Genomic DNA, 14,806 nt, shown 5'->3' on the forward strand with positions numbered 1-14,806 from the left:
TATTCGTTATTTTATTGGTAAGAATGATATTAAAAGAACAGATATCCCTCCTTTTTTTGATTAGCAAACGCGAAAAAGCCTTTCGTCATATAAACTCGACGAAAGGCGTAAAGACACATTAAAGAAACCTGTGAGATCCAATCGTTGAGTTTTAGCACTATACAACGTAAAAGTTACAATGAACTTTAGCTACGTTAAAGAAAACCTTATATCGATCATCTCTGTTATACCCATTGGCGTCTCTCGACATTTTTGGGCAGTAGCCTATGTTTGTATAGGAGCCTCACCTAACTAATCTATTTTTCTTACACAATGAACTATATCGTATTAAAAACATCCTGTCAATACTTTTTTTAACTAAATATATTGACGTTGTTTTTCTTCAAAAAAGGCTGCATCTATTAATCCGCCACCTAAACACTCCATCCCATCATAAAATACAACGGCTTGGCCAGGTGTAATCGCTCTAACTGGTTCATCAAAATAAACCGTTGCTTTTGTTTGATTTTCTGACAAAATTACACGGACACCAACATCTTGTTGTCTGTATCTAAATTTCGCTGTACATTTAAATTCTGTTGGTTTTGGTGTATCTACAGTAAAATGAACTTCACTTGCTTCAAGGTGTGTTGAATACAAGTTTTCATGATGAAATCCTTGACCAACATATAGTGTATTTGTTGCTAAATCCTTTCCAACAACAAACCACGGCTCGCTTGATTCACCTTGACCTCCACCAATACCTAATCCTTGTCTTTGGCCAATAGTATAGTACATTAAACCGGCATGATCTCCTTTAATATCACCATCTAACGTTACCATTTTTCCAGGTTGAGCTGGTAAATATTTTCCAAGAAATTCTTTAAAATTCTTTTCACCGATAAAACAAACGCCTGTTGAATCCTTCTTTTTAGCTGTCGCAAGTCCAGCTTTTTCAGCAATCTCACGAACTTCTTTTTTCTCCATATGTCCTAACGGAAACATAGTTTTAGCTAACTGTTCTTGAGATAATTGACTTAAAAAGTAAGTTTGGTCTTTATTTTGATCAACACCTCGTAACATATGTGATAGGCCTTCTTCATCACGAACGACTTGGGCATAATGACCTGTTGCCACATAATCTGCTCCAAGTTGCATCGCGTAATCTAAAAAGGCTTTAAATTTAATTTCTTTATTACACATGACATCGGGGTTTGGTGTTCTACCACGTTTGTATTCAGCTAAGAAATATTCAAATACGCGGTCCCAATATTCTTTCTCAAAATTCACAGAGTAATATGGGATACCAATTTGATTGGCTACTTTTGCGACATCTTTATAATCTTCTGTTGCTGTACAAACACCATTTTCATCCGTATCATCCCAGTTTTTCATAAAAACACCGACAACATCATACCCTTGTTCCTTAAGTATCAGGGCTGTAACGGATGAATCCACACCACCACTCATACCAACTACTACTTTAATTTGACTATTATCTGTCAAATTTCTCACCATCATTTCTTTTATAGATTCTGAAAACCTACTACGATTTGAAGGTCGTATTTTTTTCAGTTATTATATTATATCGTTTTTACTTGATAAAATCATCTCTTTGACACAAAAAAAGAACTGTCATATGACAATTCTTTTAAGGTTTTACGCTTTTTCAAGGCAATCAAAAGACATTAAATCTTCCATAATGTAATAAAATTGTTCTTGTTTATCCTTTTGGTCATCTGATTTAAAGATATTGATTGCTTTCAATCCATTAGCAGTTGTTAAAGACATTTTTAAAGTCTTCAAATCTTTTGCCACAGTAATTTTTAATTTTGGACTTTGTTTAGCTTGTGGTGAAATATCTAATGGTCTAGCAAGTTGTAAGTTACCTGAAGACGTCACTTGAAACCCATAATCTTTAAATGTATAAGTTCGTGCTTTTGGATTTATTTTATAAAATTGTGGGCACCCTTCCACTGTTGCCTTTTCTAAAAATGACATATTTATCCCCCTAATAAAGTTGATACTTACATTATAATGAATCTGTTTACAAATACCAACTATTTTTTCAAAATTGATTGAATCGTTGCTACTAATCTTTGTGAAAAATCACCAATGTTATCTTCTGTTACCCCTTGACCAAAACTAATTCGAACAGATTCTTTTGCAGCTACTAACTCATCAGGATGAATCGCTTCTATCACTCGTGAGGGTTTCACATCTCCTGCACTACAAGCAGAGCCAATCGAAATGGCAAAACCAGCCAAATCTAATCGTGATAACAGTACATGATTTGGCACATTTTTAAACCAAATATTTAAAATATGAGGTAATTTATTAGATAAATCGCCATTAATAACATACTCAATACCTGCTTCATCAAGCATTTCTAAAATTGTTTTTTCAAAAATAAAATATTTTTCTTTATTGGTTTCTTTTTTCTCTGGCGTTAATAGTGATACAGCTGTTTTTAATCCCACTATTCCAGCAAGATTTTCGGTTCCTGCTCGTCTTTTTTCTTCTTGGTCGCCACCTTGTATTAAGACAGGCGTTGGTTTAGTCGAACGAATATAAGTAAACCCTACTCCTTTAGGGCCATTAATTTTATGAGCAGAGATAGTCAAATAATCAACGAACAAATCATTCACATCTATTACTTCACTACCAAATGCTTGTACCGCATCTGTATGGAATAAAATATTTTCTGAGTGAAGTAACTGACCAATCTCTTTAATTGGATTCAATGTTCCAATTTCATTATTTCCATACATTATGGACACTAATATGGTTTCAGGGGTCAAAGCTTCTTTAATTTGTTCCACGGTGACTTTACCAGTTTTGTCTACCGGTAAAAAAGTCACATCAAATCCTTGTTCCATTAATGTTTTTAATGGTTTAATCACCGCAGAATGCTCAACATTAGTGGTAATGATATGATTCCCTTGATGTTTCATTTGTTTCGAAACATCAAGTAACACTGTATTATCTCCTTCAGACCCTCCACCATTAAAGACTATTTCTCTTGGTAGTGCACCGATTGACTCCGCGATGGTCTCACGCGCTAAATCTAACTCAAACTCTGCTTGTCTACCGAATTGATGGACACTAGATGGATTACCAAATGTTGATGACATAATTCGTGTCATTTCCTCAATCACTTCAGGAGCCATCGGGGTTGTTGCTGCGTGGTCTAAATAAACTGCTTGCATAGTTCTCACTCTCTCATTTTCTATCTTTTTGTTATTACAATAGCGGGGCAAAAACGGATAAACACGCCCGTACAACTTTTTTAGGGAATGACACGTTTCTTGCTTCTTCTAATGTTATTAATTGACTTAAATTTTCTGTTTGCAGATGATCTTGTAACACGGCTTCGACACCATTCGTTTGATACATCCATACACCACATTCAAAATGTAAAAATAAACTACGATAGTCCAAATTCACTGTTCCAACGGTTGCATATTCTCCATCCACCACACAGGTTTTAGAATGAATAAATCCTGGTGTGTATTCATATATTTTTACTCCTGCTTCAATCAGTTGAGCATAATTTGATTTGGTCACAGCATGAACATACCATTTATCAGGAATATGTGGGGTAATAATCCTTACATCTACACCACCTTTAGCCGCGTTACATAACGCTTCCATCAATAGATTATCAATGACTAAATAAGGGGTTGTAAAATAAACATACTCTGTCGCACGGTTAATTAAATTTAAATAAACGTTCATTCCAACGGTTTCTTTATCAAATGGCGAGTCAACATATGGTTGATAATACCCCTTGCTTTTTGGTAACTCACCTGGTGCATAAGTTGGCATAAATTGTTCTACGTTACTTTCAGTTGAGTTGATAAAGTCCCACATAGATAAGAATAACAATGAAAATCCCCAAGCGGCTTCACCAACCATTTTGATTGAATTGTCTTTCCAATGACCAAAACGCTCAACTGTATTGATGTATTCATCCGCTAAATTAATCCCACCAGTATAGGCGACTTTTCCATCAATCACGGTAATTTTTCGGTGATTTCGATTATTAAAGATAGGAGATAATACTGGAATAAACGGATTAAATACACAGCATTTGATTCCTTCTTCTCGTAATTTTTTCTCATATCCATGAGGTAAAGTAAATAAACACCCAAAATCATCATAAATAAAACGAACATCTACGCCAGCTCTGGCTTTTTTTATCATAATATCAAGTATTGTATTCCACATTTGTCCTTCATGAACGATAAAATATTCCATAAAAATATATTTTTCCGCTTTTTCTAAATCTTCAATCATTGCTTCAAAAGCTTGCTCTCCTAATGGAAAATACTCACTCGTTGTATGTTCAAACAACGAAGCCTCTCCATGTTTACTTAAATAATTGGATTGTATAACCGCATTTTGGTTTCCATCTGTTATGGTTGCTTTAGCAACTGTTTGTTCATTAGCACGTTGTTCTCTTTCTTGAACCATTGCCATTTTCATCTTTTCTTTTTTACTAAAACGAACACGACCAAACACTAAATAAATCACCGTTCCAAAAATTGGAATCAACATAATTGGAATAATCCAAGCAATCTTATAAGCTGGATTACTACGACTATTGATAATTTTTATAATAACTGAACTAGAAATTAACAAATAAAATGTATAAAAGTAAACAAAAAAATGTTGAAATCTAAACACTATAGCAAATAATACTCCTAATTGAATAAGAATTAATAACACGATAATAACTGCTCTATTTGAAATAACTTTTAATAACTTTTCCATCCATCTCTCCCAATCTACTCATCTTTTTTAAATGAAGAAAAAGGCTCTTTTTTAGAGAGCCTTTTAAAAGGTAACGTCATCCGGATTTCTTGCCTGACCAGCTTTTCCTTGTAAAGCATCAATAAGTCCCATATCAAATTCAGATAATTCAAAGTCAAATAGTTCAATGTTTTCTTTAATTCGACTTGGTGTGACAGACTTAGGAAGAGGTAAAAATCCTTTTTGAAGTGACCAACGCAACACAACTTGTGCGACAGTTTTATTATGTGAATCGGCAATTTCTTCTAATTCTTTTAATTTAAAGATATCTCCTGTTCCTAAAGGACTATATGCCTCTAGAACAATGCCTTTATTTTTACAATAATCAACAATCACTTTTTGTTGATCACTAGGATTGAGATAGATTTGATTAATCACTGGTTGGATTGTCGCACTTTCCTCTAATGCTTTTAGGTGATGTGGTAAAAAATTAGACACCCCTATATTTTTTATTTTTCCCTCTTCAACAGCTTCTTCCATCGCTCTCCAAGCATCAGCGTTTGCTTGTTGCCACTTTTCACGATAATCAACTGGGTTAGGCCAGTGAATTAAGTATAAATCCAAATAATCTAGATTCAATTTCTCCAACGAATCATTAATAGCTTGTTTGGCTTTTTCATATGAGTGATCTTTATTCCACAATTTTGTGGTTATAAATAACTCTTCACGTGCAATGCCACTTTCTTTAATTGCTTCTCCAACACTTGCTTCATTTCCATAAATCATTGCTGTATCAATGTGGCGATACCCTGCTTCTAACGCAGATTTTACAGCTTGCTTGGCTACTTCTCCATTTTCTGCTTGCCACGTACCAAATCCCACTACTGGAATTTTGTTGCCATTTTTTAGAGTATAGTAAGTCTGTTCTGTCATCATTACATCCTCCCTTATTTTTGAACGAAAATCATCTACGAGATTGTCGTTTTACTCTCGCCTTCATTCTTTTTCGTTGGTTTCTTTTTCTAATATACCATATTATTAAAAATAGTAAAAAAATTAGGCTACAAAAACCAATGGCTAGTTCTTTCCAAAATCGTTTTACTGTCTGTAACCACTCAGATTGCGTTGTTGGAATGTTTGATGCGATTGATTCAACTGGTGTATTTTTTAATGCTTTTTTAACAGGATGTTCTTCTTCTTTTTCTTTATATGACACTTTCACTACTGGAATAGTCGCTGAAATTTTTTCTAGTCCATTATCAACAAGTACATTGCCATCAGCTAAACTCAACGTATAAGGTTCATCCTTTTTCACTATATCGTATAGCGGTTTATCTGTCATAATAATTTTATCGTCTATTTCATGTTCACCAGTCTCTAAAATATTTTTGTATTCATAATGATTAAAACCATAATTTAACATAGCATTGGCAAAAGGATGTCGTTTATATTCGCCAGTTTGATCTGACCAATCACCTACACCTAACACGATGGCAATTAAACGTAACTCTCCTTTTTTTGCTGTCATATCAATGTTAAATCCACCAGATGGACTCGAACCTGTTTTTAATCCATCCACCCCTTCATAAGAATATTCTAATCCTGGCAGCGAATAATTATACGTATCAAATGTTTCTTCAAATGGTGTTCCAGGCATTGATGTCACTTTTGGTGAATTAGTGATAGTTAAAACATCAGGATATTTTGATAGTAAAAAATAAGTAAATGTTGCTAAATCTCTTGCTGTTGTTGTATTGGATGCATCGACTTCTAAGGTTGATGTGTCAACGCCTTCTGACGCATATAATCCATGAAACGCACCGATTTCTGCACCCGTAATGTTGACGATTTTCGTATTTGTCATGCCTAATTCTTGTGCTGTTTGGTTCACTTTATTTAAAAATTCTACGGCATTTGGTTCAACCAAATCTGCTAACATTACCGTTGCCACATTTGAAGAAGGTACAACAGCCATTTTTAGTAATTCTCTTACTGGATAAGAAACACCTAATTGAATCTTATTATTACTTAATTGATAAATTTGAGAAATCGCCACATAGCGTTCATTGGCTTCAACTGTTGTATCTAGCGTGATTCTTCCTTCTTCAATCGCTTGATAAACTAAATAAACAACCATTAATTTCATAATACTTGCTGGATTATGTGGCGTATCAGGGTTTTCTCCCCACAAATACTGCCCTGTATTTGCATCAATTAACACTGCACCTTTTGGTTTATCTGCTTCATTGACAGTAAAACCCGATTCACTAATTAAATCCATCATACTTGGCATCTCTTGAGCCAAAACATTCCCACCACTTACTAAACAACTAAAAAAGATTATTCCCACAAATAATCCTTTCACTAACTTTTTTAATTCCATCCTATTCTCCTTTAATAATAATCAATCACTATCATAACAAATTTTTATTGATTTTTCCGTTCTTTTAATAAAAAACAACCAATTATGCCATAAACTACTGTCATAACGGGTTGTTTTTCTCTATTATCTTACTTCAATCCCTAACTCATTGATTAAAGATTTTTCTATTTTATTCATAACAGAAACCACTTCGTCTTCCACTAATGTTTGATCATCATTTTGGAATACTAATGAATAAGCAAGTGATTTTTTACCTTTACCTAATTTCTCTCCGGTAAATAAATCAAATAAATGAATGGATTTCAGATTTTTACCACCATTTGCTTCAATCACATCGACAATTTGCTGATGTGATACTGTCTCATCAACTAATAAAGCAATATCACGTTTAATTGAAGGGTATTTTCCAACTTCTTTGTATTCATTGTCTTCTGGAACAAATTCAAATAATTGATCCAAGTCAAGTTCAACAACGTAAGTTTCCTTCAAGTCCATTTCTTTTAATAATTTTGGATGCACTTGTCCCACAAAACCAACACGAGTGTCACCAACAAATACATCCGCTGTACGTCCTGGATGCATCTCTTTTAATGAATGGTTTGGTTGATACACGACTTTTTTATCAAGACCTAAGAAACTCATTAAAGATTCTACGACACCTTTCATCGTATAAAAATCAACCACTTCTTGAGACTCTTTCCAATCTTTTTTACGAGAAAGTCCTGTCATCGCCATAGCCAAATGAGTGGTTTCTTTCGGTAAATCTGATTTATCATACCAATTAAATACGTGACCAATTTCATAAAATGCCACACCACTTGCTTTTCTAGCAACGTTGTATGATACATCTTTCAACAAACCATTGACTAAACTTTGACGTAAAACTGAATGCTCTTCACTCATTGGGAAATCAAGCTCAACAATATCTTCCGTATTATCGGACTCTAGTTTAAATTGAACAGCTGACTCAGGAGAGGTTAAAGCATAACTAATCGCCTCGGTTAATCCTTTTCCTTCAAGTAATGATCTAATATGTCGAATCATTTGTTGTTTAAAGGTTAATTTACCTGGTAAAGAAAAGCCACTTGGTAGTGTCGATGGTAAATTATCATAACCATAAATACGCGCAACTTCTTCAAGTAAATCAGCAGGAATACTAATATCCCAACGTCTTAATGGAATCGTCACATCAAATGTTTCACCACTTAAAGCTACTTCAAATCCTAATTGCAAGAATATCTTTTCAACATCCATTGCTGTTAGATTAGTCCCTAAAGAACGATTTATTTTTTCTAATGTAATAGATACAGTTGGTTCTTTCGGTGTCTTAGTTTCTACTAGTGCTTCTCCCGTAACAATCGTTCCACCACCTAGCTCTGCCATTAAGTTAGCAGAAAATTCACTTGCTTGGCGAATGACTGACCAGTTAATTCCACGTTCAAAACGACGGCTTGATTCACTTGATAAGGCTAATCTTCTTGCCGTACGACGAACTCGTGTTGGGTTAAAAACAGCTGTTTCTAATGCGATTGTTGTGGTTTCATTTGTTATTTCAGTATCTTCTCCGCCCATTACACCTGCTAAAGCGATGGCTTTCTCACCATTTGTAATGACTAAATCTTCCACTGTTAATTCACGTTCTACCCCGTCTAAAGTCGTTAAAGATTCTTTATCTTTCGCACGACGAACAGAAATTGTTTTTGTTGCTAATTTATCATAATCAAATGCATGTTGTGGTTGACCAAATAATAGTAAAGTATAGTTTGTCACATCGACTATATTATTAATTGGTCGAATGCCCTCATTCATCAAACGATTTTGTAACCACATTGGGCTTTCTTTGATTGTTACATCTTTAATGATTTTCATACCATATGATGGCACATCTTCTTCATTATCTAATGTAATTGAAACATAGTTTTCCACTTGTTCATCTGGATTTTCATTAATTGTCACAGTTGGCAATATGATGTCTTTATCATAAATAGCTGCCACTTCATATCCAACACCAATCATGCTCAAAGCATCCGCTCTATTCGGTGTAACAGATAACTCAATAATCGCATCATCCATATCTAAATAAGAAAAGACTGGCTGACCTGGCACAGCATCATCAGGTAAGAAATAAATCCCTTCAGCGTATTCTTTTGGCACAACACTATCAGAGTATCCTAACTCTTGTAATGAACAAATCATTCCTAGAGAAACTTCTCCACGCATTTTACCTTTTTTAATTTTTACATTTCCAGCAATGCGTGAGTTAGGTAACGCAACAATCACTTTTTTACCTGCTGTTATATTTGGAGCACCACAAACGATTTGATATAAATCGTCTTCTCCCACATCAACTTGACAAATAGATAAATGATCACTATCTGGATGAGGGACGCACTCTTTGACGTCACCCACCACAATTTTTTTAAGTCCCTCTTCAGGAATCGTTACATCTTCTACTTCGATACCTGATCGAGACATTTTATCTGCTAAGTCATTAACATCGATATCTTTCACATCAACTAATTCTTGTAACCATTTATATGATACTAACATTATTCTCTACCCCTTTACCTTAAATTGCTCTAAGAATCGCACATCATTTTGATAGAAGTAACGGATATCATTGACACCGTATTTCAACATTGCGACTCTATCAGGTCCTAATCCAAAAGCAAACCCACTGTATTCATTTGAATCAATTCCAGACATTTCTAGTACACTTGGATGCACAATCCCTGCTCCAAGGATTTCAATCCAGCCAGTATGTTTACAGACATTACAGCCGGATCCGCCACATTTGAAACAGCTAATGTCTACTTCAACTGATGGTTCTGTAAATGGAAAATAACTTGGTCTCAAGCGGATATTTCGATCTTCACCAAATAATTTTTTAAGCAACACTTCAAGTGTTCCTTTTAAATCTGCCATGGTGATATTTTTATCAACGACTAATCCTTCAATTTGATGGAATTGATGACTATGAGTGGCATCATCACTATCACGTCGATAAACTTTCCCTGGACTAATCATACGAAGTGGAGCTTTTGAAAAATCATGTTTTTCCATTGTACGTGCTTGAATTGGCGACGTATGCGTACGAAGTAACATGTCATCTGTAATATAAAATGAATCTTGCATATCACGAGCAGGATGGTCTTTCGGCAAGTTCATCCGTTCGAAATTATAGTAATCTTTTTCTACTTCATATCCTTCAATAATTTCGTAACCCAATCCCAAAAAGACATCTTCAATTTCTTGCATCACTTGCGTTAAAATGTGAGGTGTTCCAGTACTTGATACTTTACCTGGCAGTGTCACATCGATTGTTTCATTTAATAATGCTTGATTAAGGGCTTCTTCTTCAAGTTCTTGTTTTTTCTCATCTATTTGAGTGGATAATACATCTCTAATTTCATTAGCCAAGCTTCCGACAACTGGTCGCTCTTCGTTTGATAAATCTTTCATTCCACGAAGAATTTCTGTCATACTTCCTTTTTTCCCCATTACCTCAACACGTATGCTATTTAAATGGTCTAATGATTCCACTTGCGCAATTTTTTCAATAAAATCTTTACGTAGTGATTCCAATCTTTCTTTGATTTCCATTTGTTTCATCCTTTCTTAATCCAACAAAAAAGACACCATTCCTTAATGAAAAGGAACGATGTCTCGTGGTACCATCCAATTTTTATGCTAAAAGCATCTTTATTTGTTAACGATGATGCTAATCACCGGTTTGACAATCAAACAACTAAGGAAGTGAACTTCATCTAGCCTTTTCACAGATTGCTTTCAGTCTATGGCAATCCTCCCTAATGAGAAACATACTAAACTACTCGTTTCCTATAACGTTTTTACTATATGTCTAAAGTGTACAAGAAATAAAATGGTCCGTCAAGATGATTCTTACATCCATTTTTCTCCCCAACTTTGGACTTCATTCATGACAGAGCGTAACGCTTCTCCTTTTTCAGTCAAAGAATAATCAATGCGTTTTTTTTCTACCGGATGTTCATCTCGTGTCACAATTCCCTTTTCTTCCAATTCTTTCAAACGCTCAACCAGCACCCTATCACTAACGTCTGGTATTTTATTAGCTAATTCAACAAATCGTTGTGTCCCATCTTCTAGTAACACATCAATAATTAAACCATTCCATTTTTTACCTAACATATCAAACGTTTTTTCAAACTTTGGACAAAGTTCAAACTGTCTTTTTTCACAAGAATTCATAAACTGCCCCCTCATCAACTACCAATTTCATCATTTATACTTACTAGTATAAAACAATAAGCTGACAAATACTATCTGTCAGCTTACAAATGTACCACTTTAGAATATTCTACAGCTTTTAATTTTGCTTTTTTAAACAATGGTTTAATAACTTCTTCACAGGCACAATATTTATCAACCAGTGTGACAATATAACTTTCCTTGTACTTAGGCGGAGCAATTGTTGCACCAAACATATGCTTAATAATGATATCTTCTTCTAAAGGTGAGATATCCGTTAATTTTTTCGCGTTTTCTAAAGCGATACGCGGATGAACATAAGCATGCGTGCCTTCACCCATTTTTTGTTCACGCCAATCATAGAAAAACAAATCATGAAGTAAGCCTGCTCGAGCAGTTGCTCTAACATCTCCACCCCATTTTTTTGCGAGTTTATAACTCTTATAAGATACTTGAATCGAATGTTCCAAACGATTTGAGTAATGATGTTGTGTATATTTTCTTAAACTTTGAACGTCATCTGTATAAATTAAATCTTCAACAAGTTCTAAGTAAGCAGTATCTTCTTGCCAGTTTAACGACATTTGCAATCACTTTCTTTCTTAACAATCACTTTTGAATAGTTTTATGATAATAATATATCAGTTATGTTTCAAAAAACATATCAAAAAACATGACTTTAATAAATTTATAATAATTTAAAAATGAAACATGACAATCCCCGCTGCAACCGCGACATTTAGCGATTCTGCTTGACCTTTCATTGGAATGTACACTTTTTTATCAACTTGTGATAAGACTTCCTGTGACACGCCTTGACCTTCATTCCCCATAATAATAGCAATTGATTCTGTTATATTTAAGTCTTTAAAAGACATGGCTGTATCATCTAACGCTGTTGCTACTGTCAAAATATCGCGTTTTTTTGCCTGTTCTAGCCAATCATTTAAAACAACATTCGTCTTAACAGACACATGAAATTGACTTCCTTGTAATGCACGTTGAACTTTTGATTGATACACATCCACGCATCCTTCACTCAATACAACCTGATCAAAACCTGCTGCATCTGCTGTTCGAATCATTGTTCCAACGTTTCCAGGGTCTTGTACATGATCCAAAACTAAGATTTTTTCTCCGAATTCTGCTGTTTCTTCTGATTTTTTCATAATCGCGATTATTTCTTGTGGTGTTGGCAATTCAGATAACTGCTTTAGTATTCCTTCTGTCACCACAATCAATTGCGCTTCTGATATTCTTGATATAATGGATTCATATTTTACCAACCCATTATCTGTTGTAATCACGCAATCAATCAACCCTTTATTCTCTAAAGCTTCTTGAACTGAATGTTCTCCTTCTAAAATATATTGATTCATTATATCTCGATATTTTTTTTTATGTAATTTTTTTGTTTCCTTTACCCATTGATTTGTCAATGACTCAATTCGTTTCATAATCTGTATTCATTCCTCTCAATCCTGAATTTATTATATCAGATTTTTTATTTCTTTCGCTTATTTATCATTAAAAATTGTATAATAGATGTAAGAAAACACAAAGGAAGTGATTGAATGAAAATTTCTATGACCGTCTACGGTCGTGTTCAAGGTGTTGCGTTTCGCTACATGACAAAAATAGCCGCTGATGAGCTAGGTGTTTGTGGCATCGTTCGTAATTTAGATGACGGCGGTGTTTACATCGAGGCAAATGGAGATAAATTAGCTGTCCAACAGTTTATTGAAGAAGTAAAAAAATCACCTGCTCCGATGGGAAAAGTGACAAACTACTCGATTGATTTCGAGCCAACTTTTAAAGAGCATCATAAATTTAACGTTGTTTATTCTTAAATTATTTCTATAAAATAATTGAATTATAGCGAAAAATTCGATATAGTAATGCTTGTGTAGATTTATGAAGATTATAGTAAAGGAAGAAATAAATGAAAAATTTAAAACGTTGGATGATCGGTTCTAGCCTTTTCGGAATGCTTATCTTTTTATCCGGATGTGTCAAAACTGACTCCACAGGTGCTCCTACAGGCGAAGGTTTCGTCTATAATTTATTAGTAAAACCCATGAGTCATCTGATTACCTTCTTTGCAGAAAACTGGGGATTAGGATTTGGTTGGTCAATCATCTTATTAACGATGATTGTGCGATTAATCATTTTACCACTTGGTTTAAGTCAAATGAAAAAATCAATGATTCAACAAGAAAAAATGGCCGCTATCAAACCTCATATGGATGTTATTAACGAACGTATGAAAACAGCTACTTCACCAGAAGAAAAAATGGCAGCACAACAAGAGTTACAACAATTCTACAAGGATAATGATATCAACATTATGGGTGGTATGGGTTGTTTACCATTATTAATCCAAATGCCAATCTTTACCGCTCTGTTCTTTGCAGCAAAAGTGACACCTGGTATTTCTGAATCAGTATTCTTTGGAATAAACTTAGGAAAACCTAGCTTAATTTTAGTAGCCTTAGCTGGTATTAGTTACTTTTTACAAAGCTATATTAGTATGATTGGCATGAGTGATGAACAGAAAAAACAAATGAGAATGATGACATACATGTCACCTCTTATGATTATTTTCTTCTCTTTTAGAGCTCCTGCTGGGGTGACATTGTATTGGGTTATCGGCGGTATCTTTAGTTGTATCCAATCATTGATTACTAACCTATATCATAAACCAAAAGTAAAACAAGAAATTGCTGAGCATTTTGAAAAAAATCCAGTGAAAGTTGTTAAGCCTGCTGTTAAGCCAACGCCTGCAAAACAAAACACACCGAAAAATAAGATTAATGCAAACACTGGTGGACGCAATCAAGGAAAACAAAATAAAAAATAAGACTAAAACTGATGAAAACTTCCTGTTTTTCATCAGTTTTTTTATACGTTACTCTATTAATGATCTTTTTCTTTAAATTATTAGTTGCAATAATACTTTTAAAATGATACAATTATAAAAGGAATTTCGTTATGAACGTTTTAGTTGCCTTTCGTTACGATTAAGAAAGGAGAATGCTATATGACATTCAATAACACTACAATAGAGTACCGAGTAACATTAGACACTGAGTTAAACTTATTTATCGTTTTTCTAAAAGATGATGAAAGTAAAGTGGCTACAGGTACAACTATTCAAAACGCAGTACATGAATTACAAAAAATTGCATAAGGAGTAACGACCTAATGGATGACACCAGTTCGTACTGAAGAGCATTTACCTTTTAATGACTATTAATGGTAAATGCTTATTTTATTGCGTAAAAAATAAGCTTTGTTTTTTTCTCCATCTTGTTCATATATCCTTCTAATATTTTTGGCTCTCCGTCAAATGATGTGGATGAGTAAAATTTAGTGAATTTAAGCAACGAAAGACAACAGGTTTTCGTTGCTTATTTATTTACCTTGAAAACTAAGTAAAATTCTATATTTATAGTTTTG

14 protein-coding genes and 1 riboswitch are annotated in these 14,806 nt (G+C 34.1%); of the genes, 3 read left to right on the top strand and 11 right to left on the bottom strand.

The features are described 5' to 3' along the window. Positions 1-129: 129 nt before the first annotated feature. Positions 130-302: riboswitch (M-box (ykoK) riboswitch) on the bottom strand. Between the two features lie 55 nt (positions 303-357). The 11 genes from mnmA to CBF36_RS08290 all read right to left on the bottom strand — a co-directional run bounded on the left by mnmA (position 358) and on the right by CBF36_RS08290 (position 12,804). Continuing rightward, positions 358-1,497 carry a tRNA 2-thiouridine(34) synthase MnmA gene (gene mnmA / locus CBF36_RS08240; RefSeq protein WP_125957991.1) on the bottom strand — a complete coding sequence of 380 codons (1,140 nt, stop codon included), beginning with the start codon at positions 1,495-1,497 and terminating at the stop codon, positions 358-360. Between the two features lie 141 nt (positions 1,498-1,638). After that, positions 1,639-1,980, bottom strand: coding sequence for a cysteine desulfurase (locus CBF36_RS08245; RefSeq protein ID WP_125957974.1), 342 nt, complete (start codon positions 1,978-1,980; stop codon positions 1,639-1,641). Between the two features lie 59 nt (positions 1,981-2,039). Next, complete coding sequence (locus tag CBF36_RS08250) at positions 2,040-3,188, bottom strand: cysteine desulfurase family protein (RefSeq protein WP_125957975.1); 1,149 nt, start codon at positions 3,186-3,188, stop codon at positions 2,040-2,042. A 34-nt stretch (positions 3,189-3,222) separates the two neighbouring features. After that, positions 3,223-4,755 (bottom strand): cardiolipin synthase, encoded by a 1,533-nt coding sequence (gene cls / locus CBF36_RS08255; RefSeq protein WP_125957976.1) that lies wholly within the window; start codon positions 4,753-4,755, stop codon positions 3,223-3,225. 63 nt (positions 4,756-4,818) lie between these two features. Continuing rightward, entirely contained in the window at positions 4,819-5,667 is an 849-nt protein-coding gene (locus tag CBF36_RS08260) for an aldo/keto reductase (RefSeq protein ID WP_125957977.1), read from the bottom strand. 31 nt (positions 5,668-5,698) lie between these two features. Then, positions 5,699-7,117: a DUF1958 domain-containing protein gene (locus CBF36_RS08265; protein ID WP_125957978.1), complete on the bottom strand. Its 1,419-nt coding sequence runs from the start codon at positions 7,115-7,117 to the stop codon at positions 5,699-5,701. 123 nt (positions 7,118-7,240) lie between these two features. Further along, positions 7,241-9,667 carry a phenylalanine--tRNA ligase subunit beta gene (gene pheT / locus CBF36_RS08270; protein ID WP_125957979.1) on the bottom strand — a complete coding sequence of 809 codons (2,427 nt, stop codon included), beginning with the start codon at positions 9,665-9,667 and terminating at the stop codon, positions 7,241-7,243. A 6-nt stretch (positions 9,668-9,673) separates the two neighbouring features. After that, positions 9,674-10,720, bottom strand: a complete 1,047-nt coding sequence (gene pheS / locus CBF36_RS08275) for a phenylalanine--tRNA ligase subunit alpha (RefSeq protein ID WP_125957980.1) — start codon at positions 10,718-10,720, stop codon at positions 9,674-9,676. Between the two features lie 300 nt (positions 10,721-11,020). Next, complete coding sequence (locus CBF36_RS08280) at positions 11,021-11,347, bottom strand: winged helix-turn-helix transcriptional regulator (RefSeq protein ID WP_125957981.1); 327 nt, start codon at positions 11,345-11,347, stop codon at positions 11,021-11,023. Positions 11,348-11,430: 83 nt separating this feature from the next. After that, positions 11,431-11,931, bottom strand: a complete 501-nt coding sequence (locus CBF36_RS08285; RefSeq protein ID WP_125957982.1) for an HD domain-containing protein — start codon at positions 11,929-11,931, stop codon at positions 11,431-11,433. A gap of 114 nt (positions 11,932-12,045) precedes the next feature. Next, entirely contained in the window at positions 12,046-12,804 is a 759-nt protein-coding gene (locus CBF36_RS08290; RefSeq protein ID WP_125957983.1) for a TrmH family RNA methyltransferase, read from the bottom strand. 117 nt (positions 12,805-12,921) lie between these two features. Between CBF36_RS08290 and CBF36_RS08295 the strand changes: the two genes are divergently transcribed. The 3 genes from CBF36_RS08295 (at position 12,922) to CBF36_RS12295 (ending at position 14,537) form a co-directional block, all read left to right on the top strand. Further along, positions 12,922-13,197 carry an acylphosphatase gene (locus tag CBF36_RS08295; RefSeq protein WP_125957984.1) on the top strand — a complete coding sequence of 92 codons (276 nt, stop codon included), beginning with the start codon at positions 12,922-12,924 and terminating at the stop codon, positions 13,195-13,197. Between the two features lie 92 nt (positions 13,198-13,289). Next, positions 13,290-14,207, top strand: coding sequence for a membrane protein insertase YidC (gene yidC, locus CBF36_RS08300; RefSeq protein WP_125957985.1), 918 nt, complete (start codon positions 13,290-13,292; stop codon positions 14,205-14,207). Positions 14,208-14,387: 180 nt separating this feature from the next. Continuing rightward, complete coding sequence (locus tag CBF36_RS12295; protein ID WP_165865435.1) at positions 14,388-14,537, top strand: hypothetical protein; 150 nt, start codon at positions 14,388-14,390, stop codon at positions 14,535-14,537. The last annotated feature ends 269 nt before the right edge of the window (positions 14,538-14,806 follow it).

This window comes from Vagococcus bubulae (genome assembly GCF_003950315.1).
GTDB lineage: Bacteria > Bacillota > Bacilli > Lactobacillales > Vagococcaceae > Vagococcus > Vagococcus bubulae.

What these genes read in the sequence shown, in the direction of transcription:
- pheT (WP_125957979.1), bottom strand. Translation starts at nt 9,667, where the DNA reads ATGTTAGTATCATATAAATGGTTACAAGAATTAGTTGATGTGAAAGAT.
- CBF36_RS08265 (WP_125957978.1), bottom strand. Translation starts at nt 7,117, where the DNA reads ATGGAATTAAAAAAGTTAGTGAAAGGATTATTTGTGGGAATAATCTTT.
- pheS (WP_125957980.1), bottom strand. Translation starts at nt 10,720, where the DNA reads ATGGAAATCAAAGAAAGATTGGAATCACTACGTAAAGATTTTATTGAA.
- CBF36_RS08245 (WP_125957974.1), bottom strand. Translation starts at nt 1,980, where the DNA reads ATGTCATTTTTAGAAAAGGCAACAGTGGAAGGGTGCCCACAATTTTAT.
- mnmA (WP_125957991.1), bottom strand. Translation starts at nt 1,497, where the DNA reads ATGGTGAGAAATTTGACAGATAATAGTCAAATTAAAGTAGTAGTTGGT.
- CBF36_RS08280 (WP_125957981.1), bottom strand. Translation starts at nt 11,347, where the DNA reads ATGAATTCTTGTGAAAAAAGACAGTTTGAACTTTGTCCAAAGTTTGAA.
- yidC (WP_125957985.1), top strand. Translation starts at nt 13,290, where the DNA reads ATGAAAAATTTAAAACGTTGGATGATCGGTTCTAGCCTTTTCGGAATG.
- CBF36_RS08295 (WP_125957984.1), top strand. Translation starts at nt 12,922, where the DNA reads ATGAAAATTTCTATGACCGTCTACGGTCGTGTTCAAGGTGTTGCGTTT.
- CBF36_RS12295 (WP_165865435.1), top strand. Translation starts at nt 14,388, where the DNA reads ATGACATTCAATAACACTACAATAGAGTACCGAGTAACATTAGACACT.
- CBF36_RS08250 (WP_125957975.1), bottom strand. Translation starts at nt 3,188, where the DNA reads ATGCAAGCAGTTTATTTAGACCACGCAGCAACAACCCCGATGGCTCCT.
- CBF36_RS08285 (WP_125957982.1), bottom strand. Translation starts at nt 11,931, where the DNA reads ATGTCGTTAAACTGGCAAGAAGATACTGCTTACTTAGAACTTGTTGAA.
- CBF36_RS08260 (WP_125957977.1), bottom strand. Translation starts at nt 5,667, where the DNA reads ATGACAGAACAGACTTACTATACTCTAAAAAATGGCAACAAAATTCCA.
- cls (WP_125957976.1), bottom strand. Translation starts at nt 4,755, where the DNA reads ATGGAAAAGTTATTAAAAGTTATTTCAAATAGAGCAGTTATTATCGTG.
- CBF36_RS08290 (WP_125957983.1), bottom strand. Translation starts at nt 12,804, where the DNA reads ATGAAACGAATTGAGTCATTGACAAATCAATGGGTAAAGGAAACAAAA.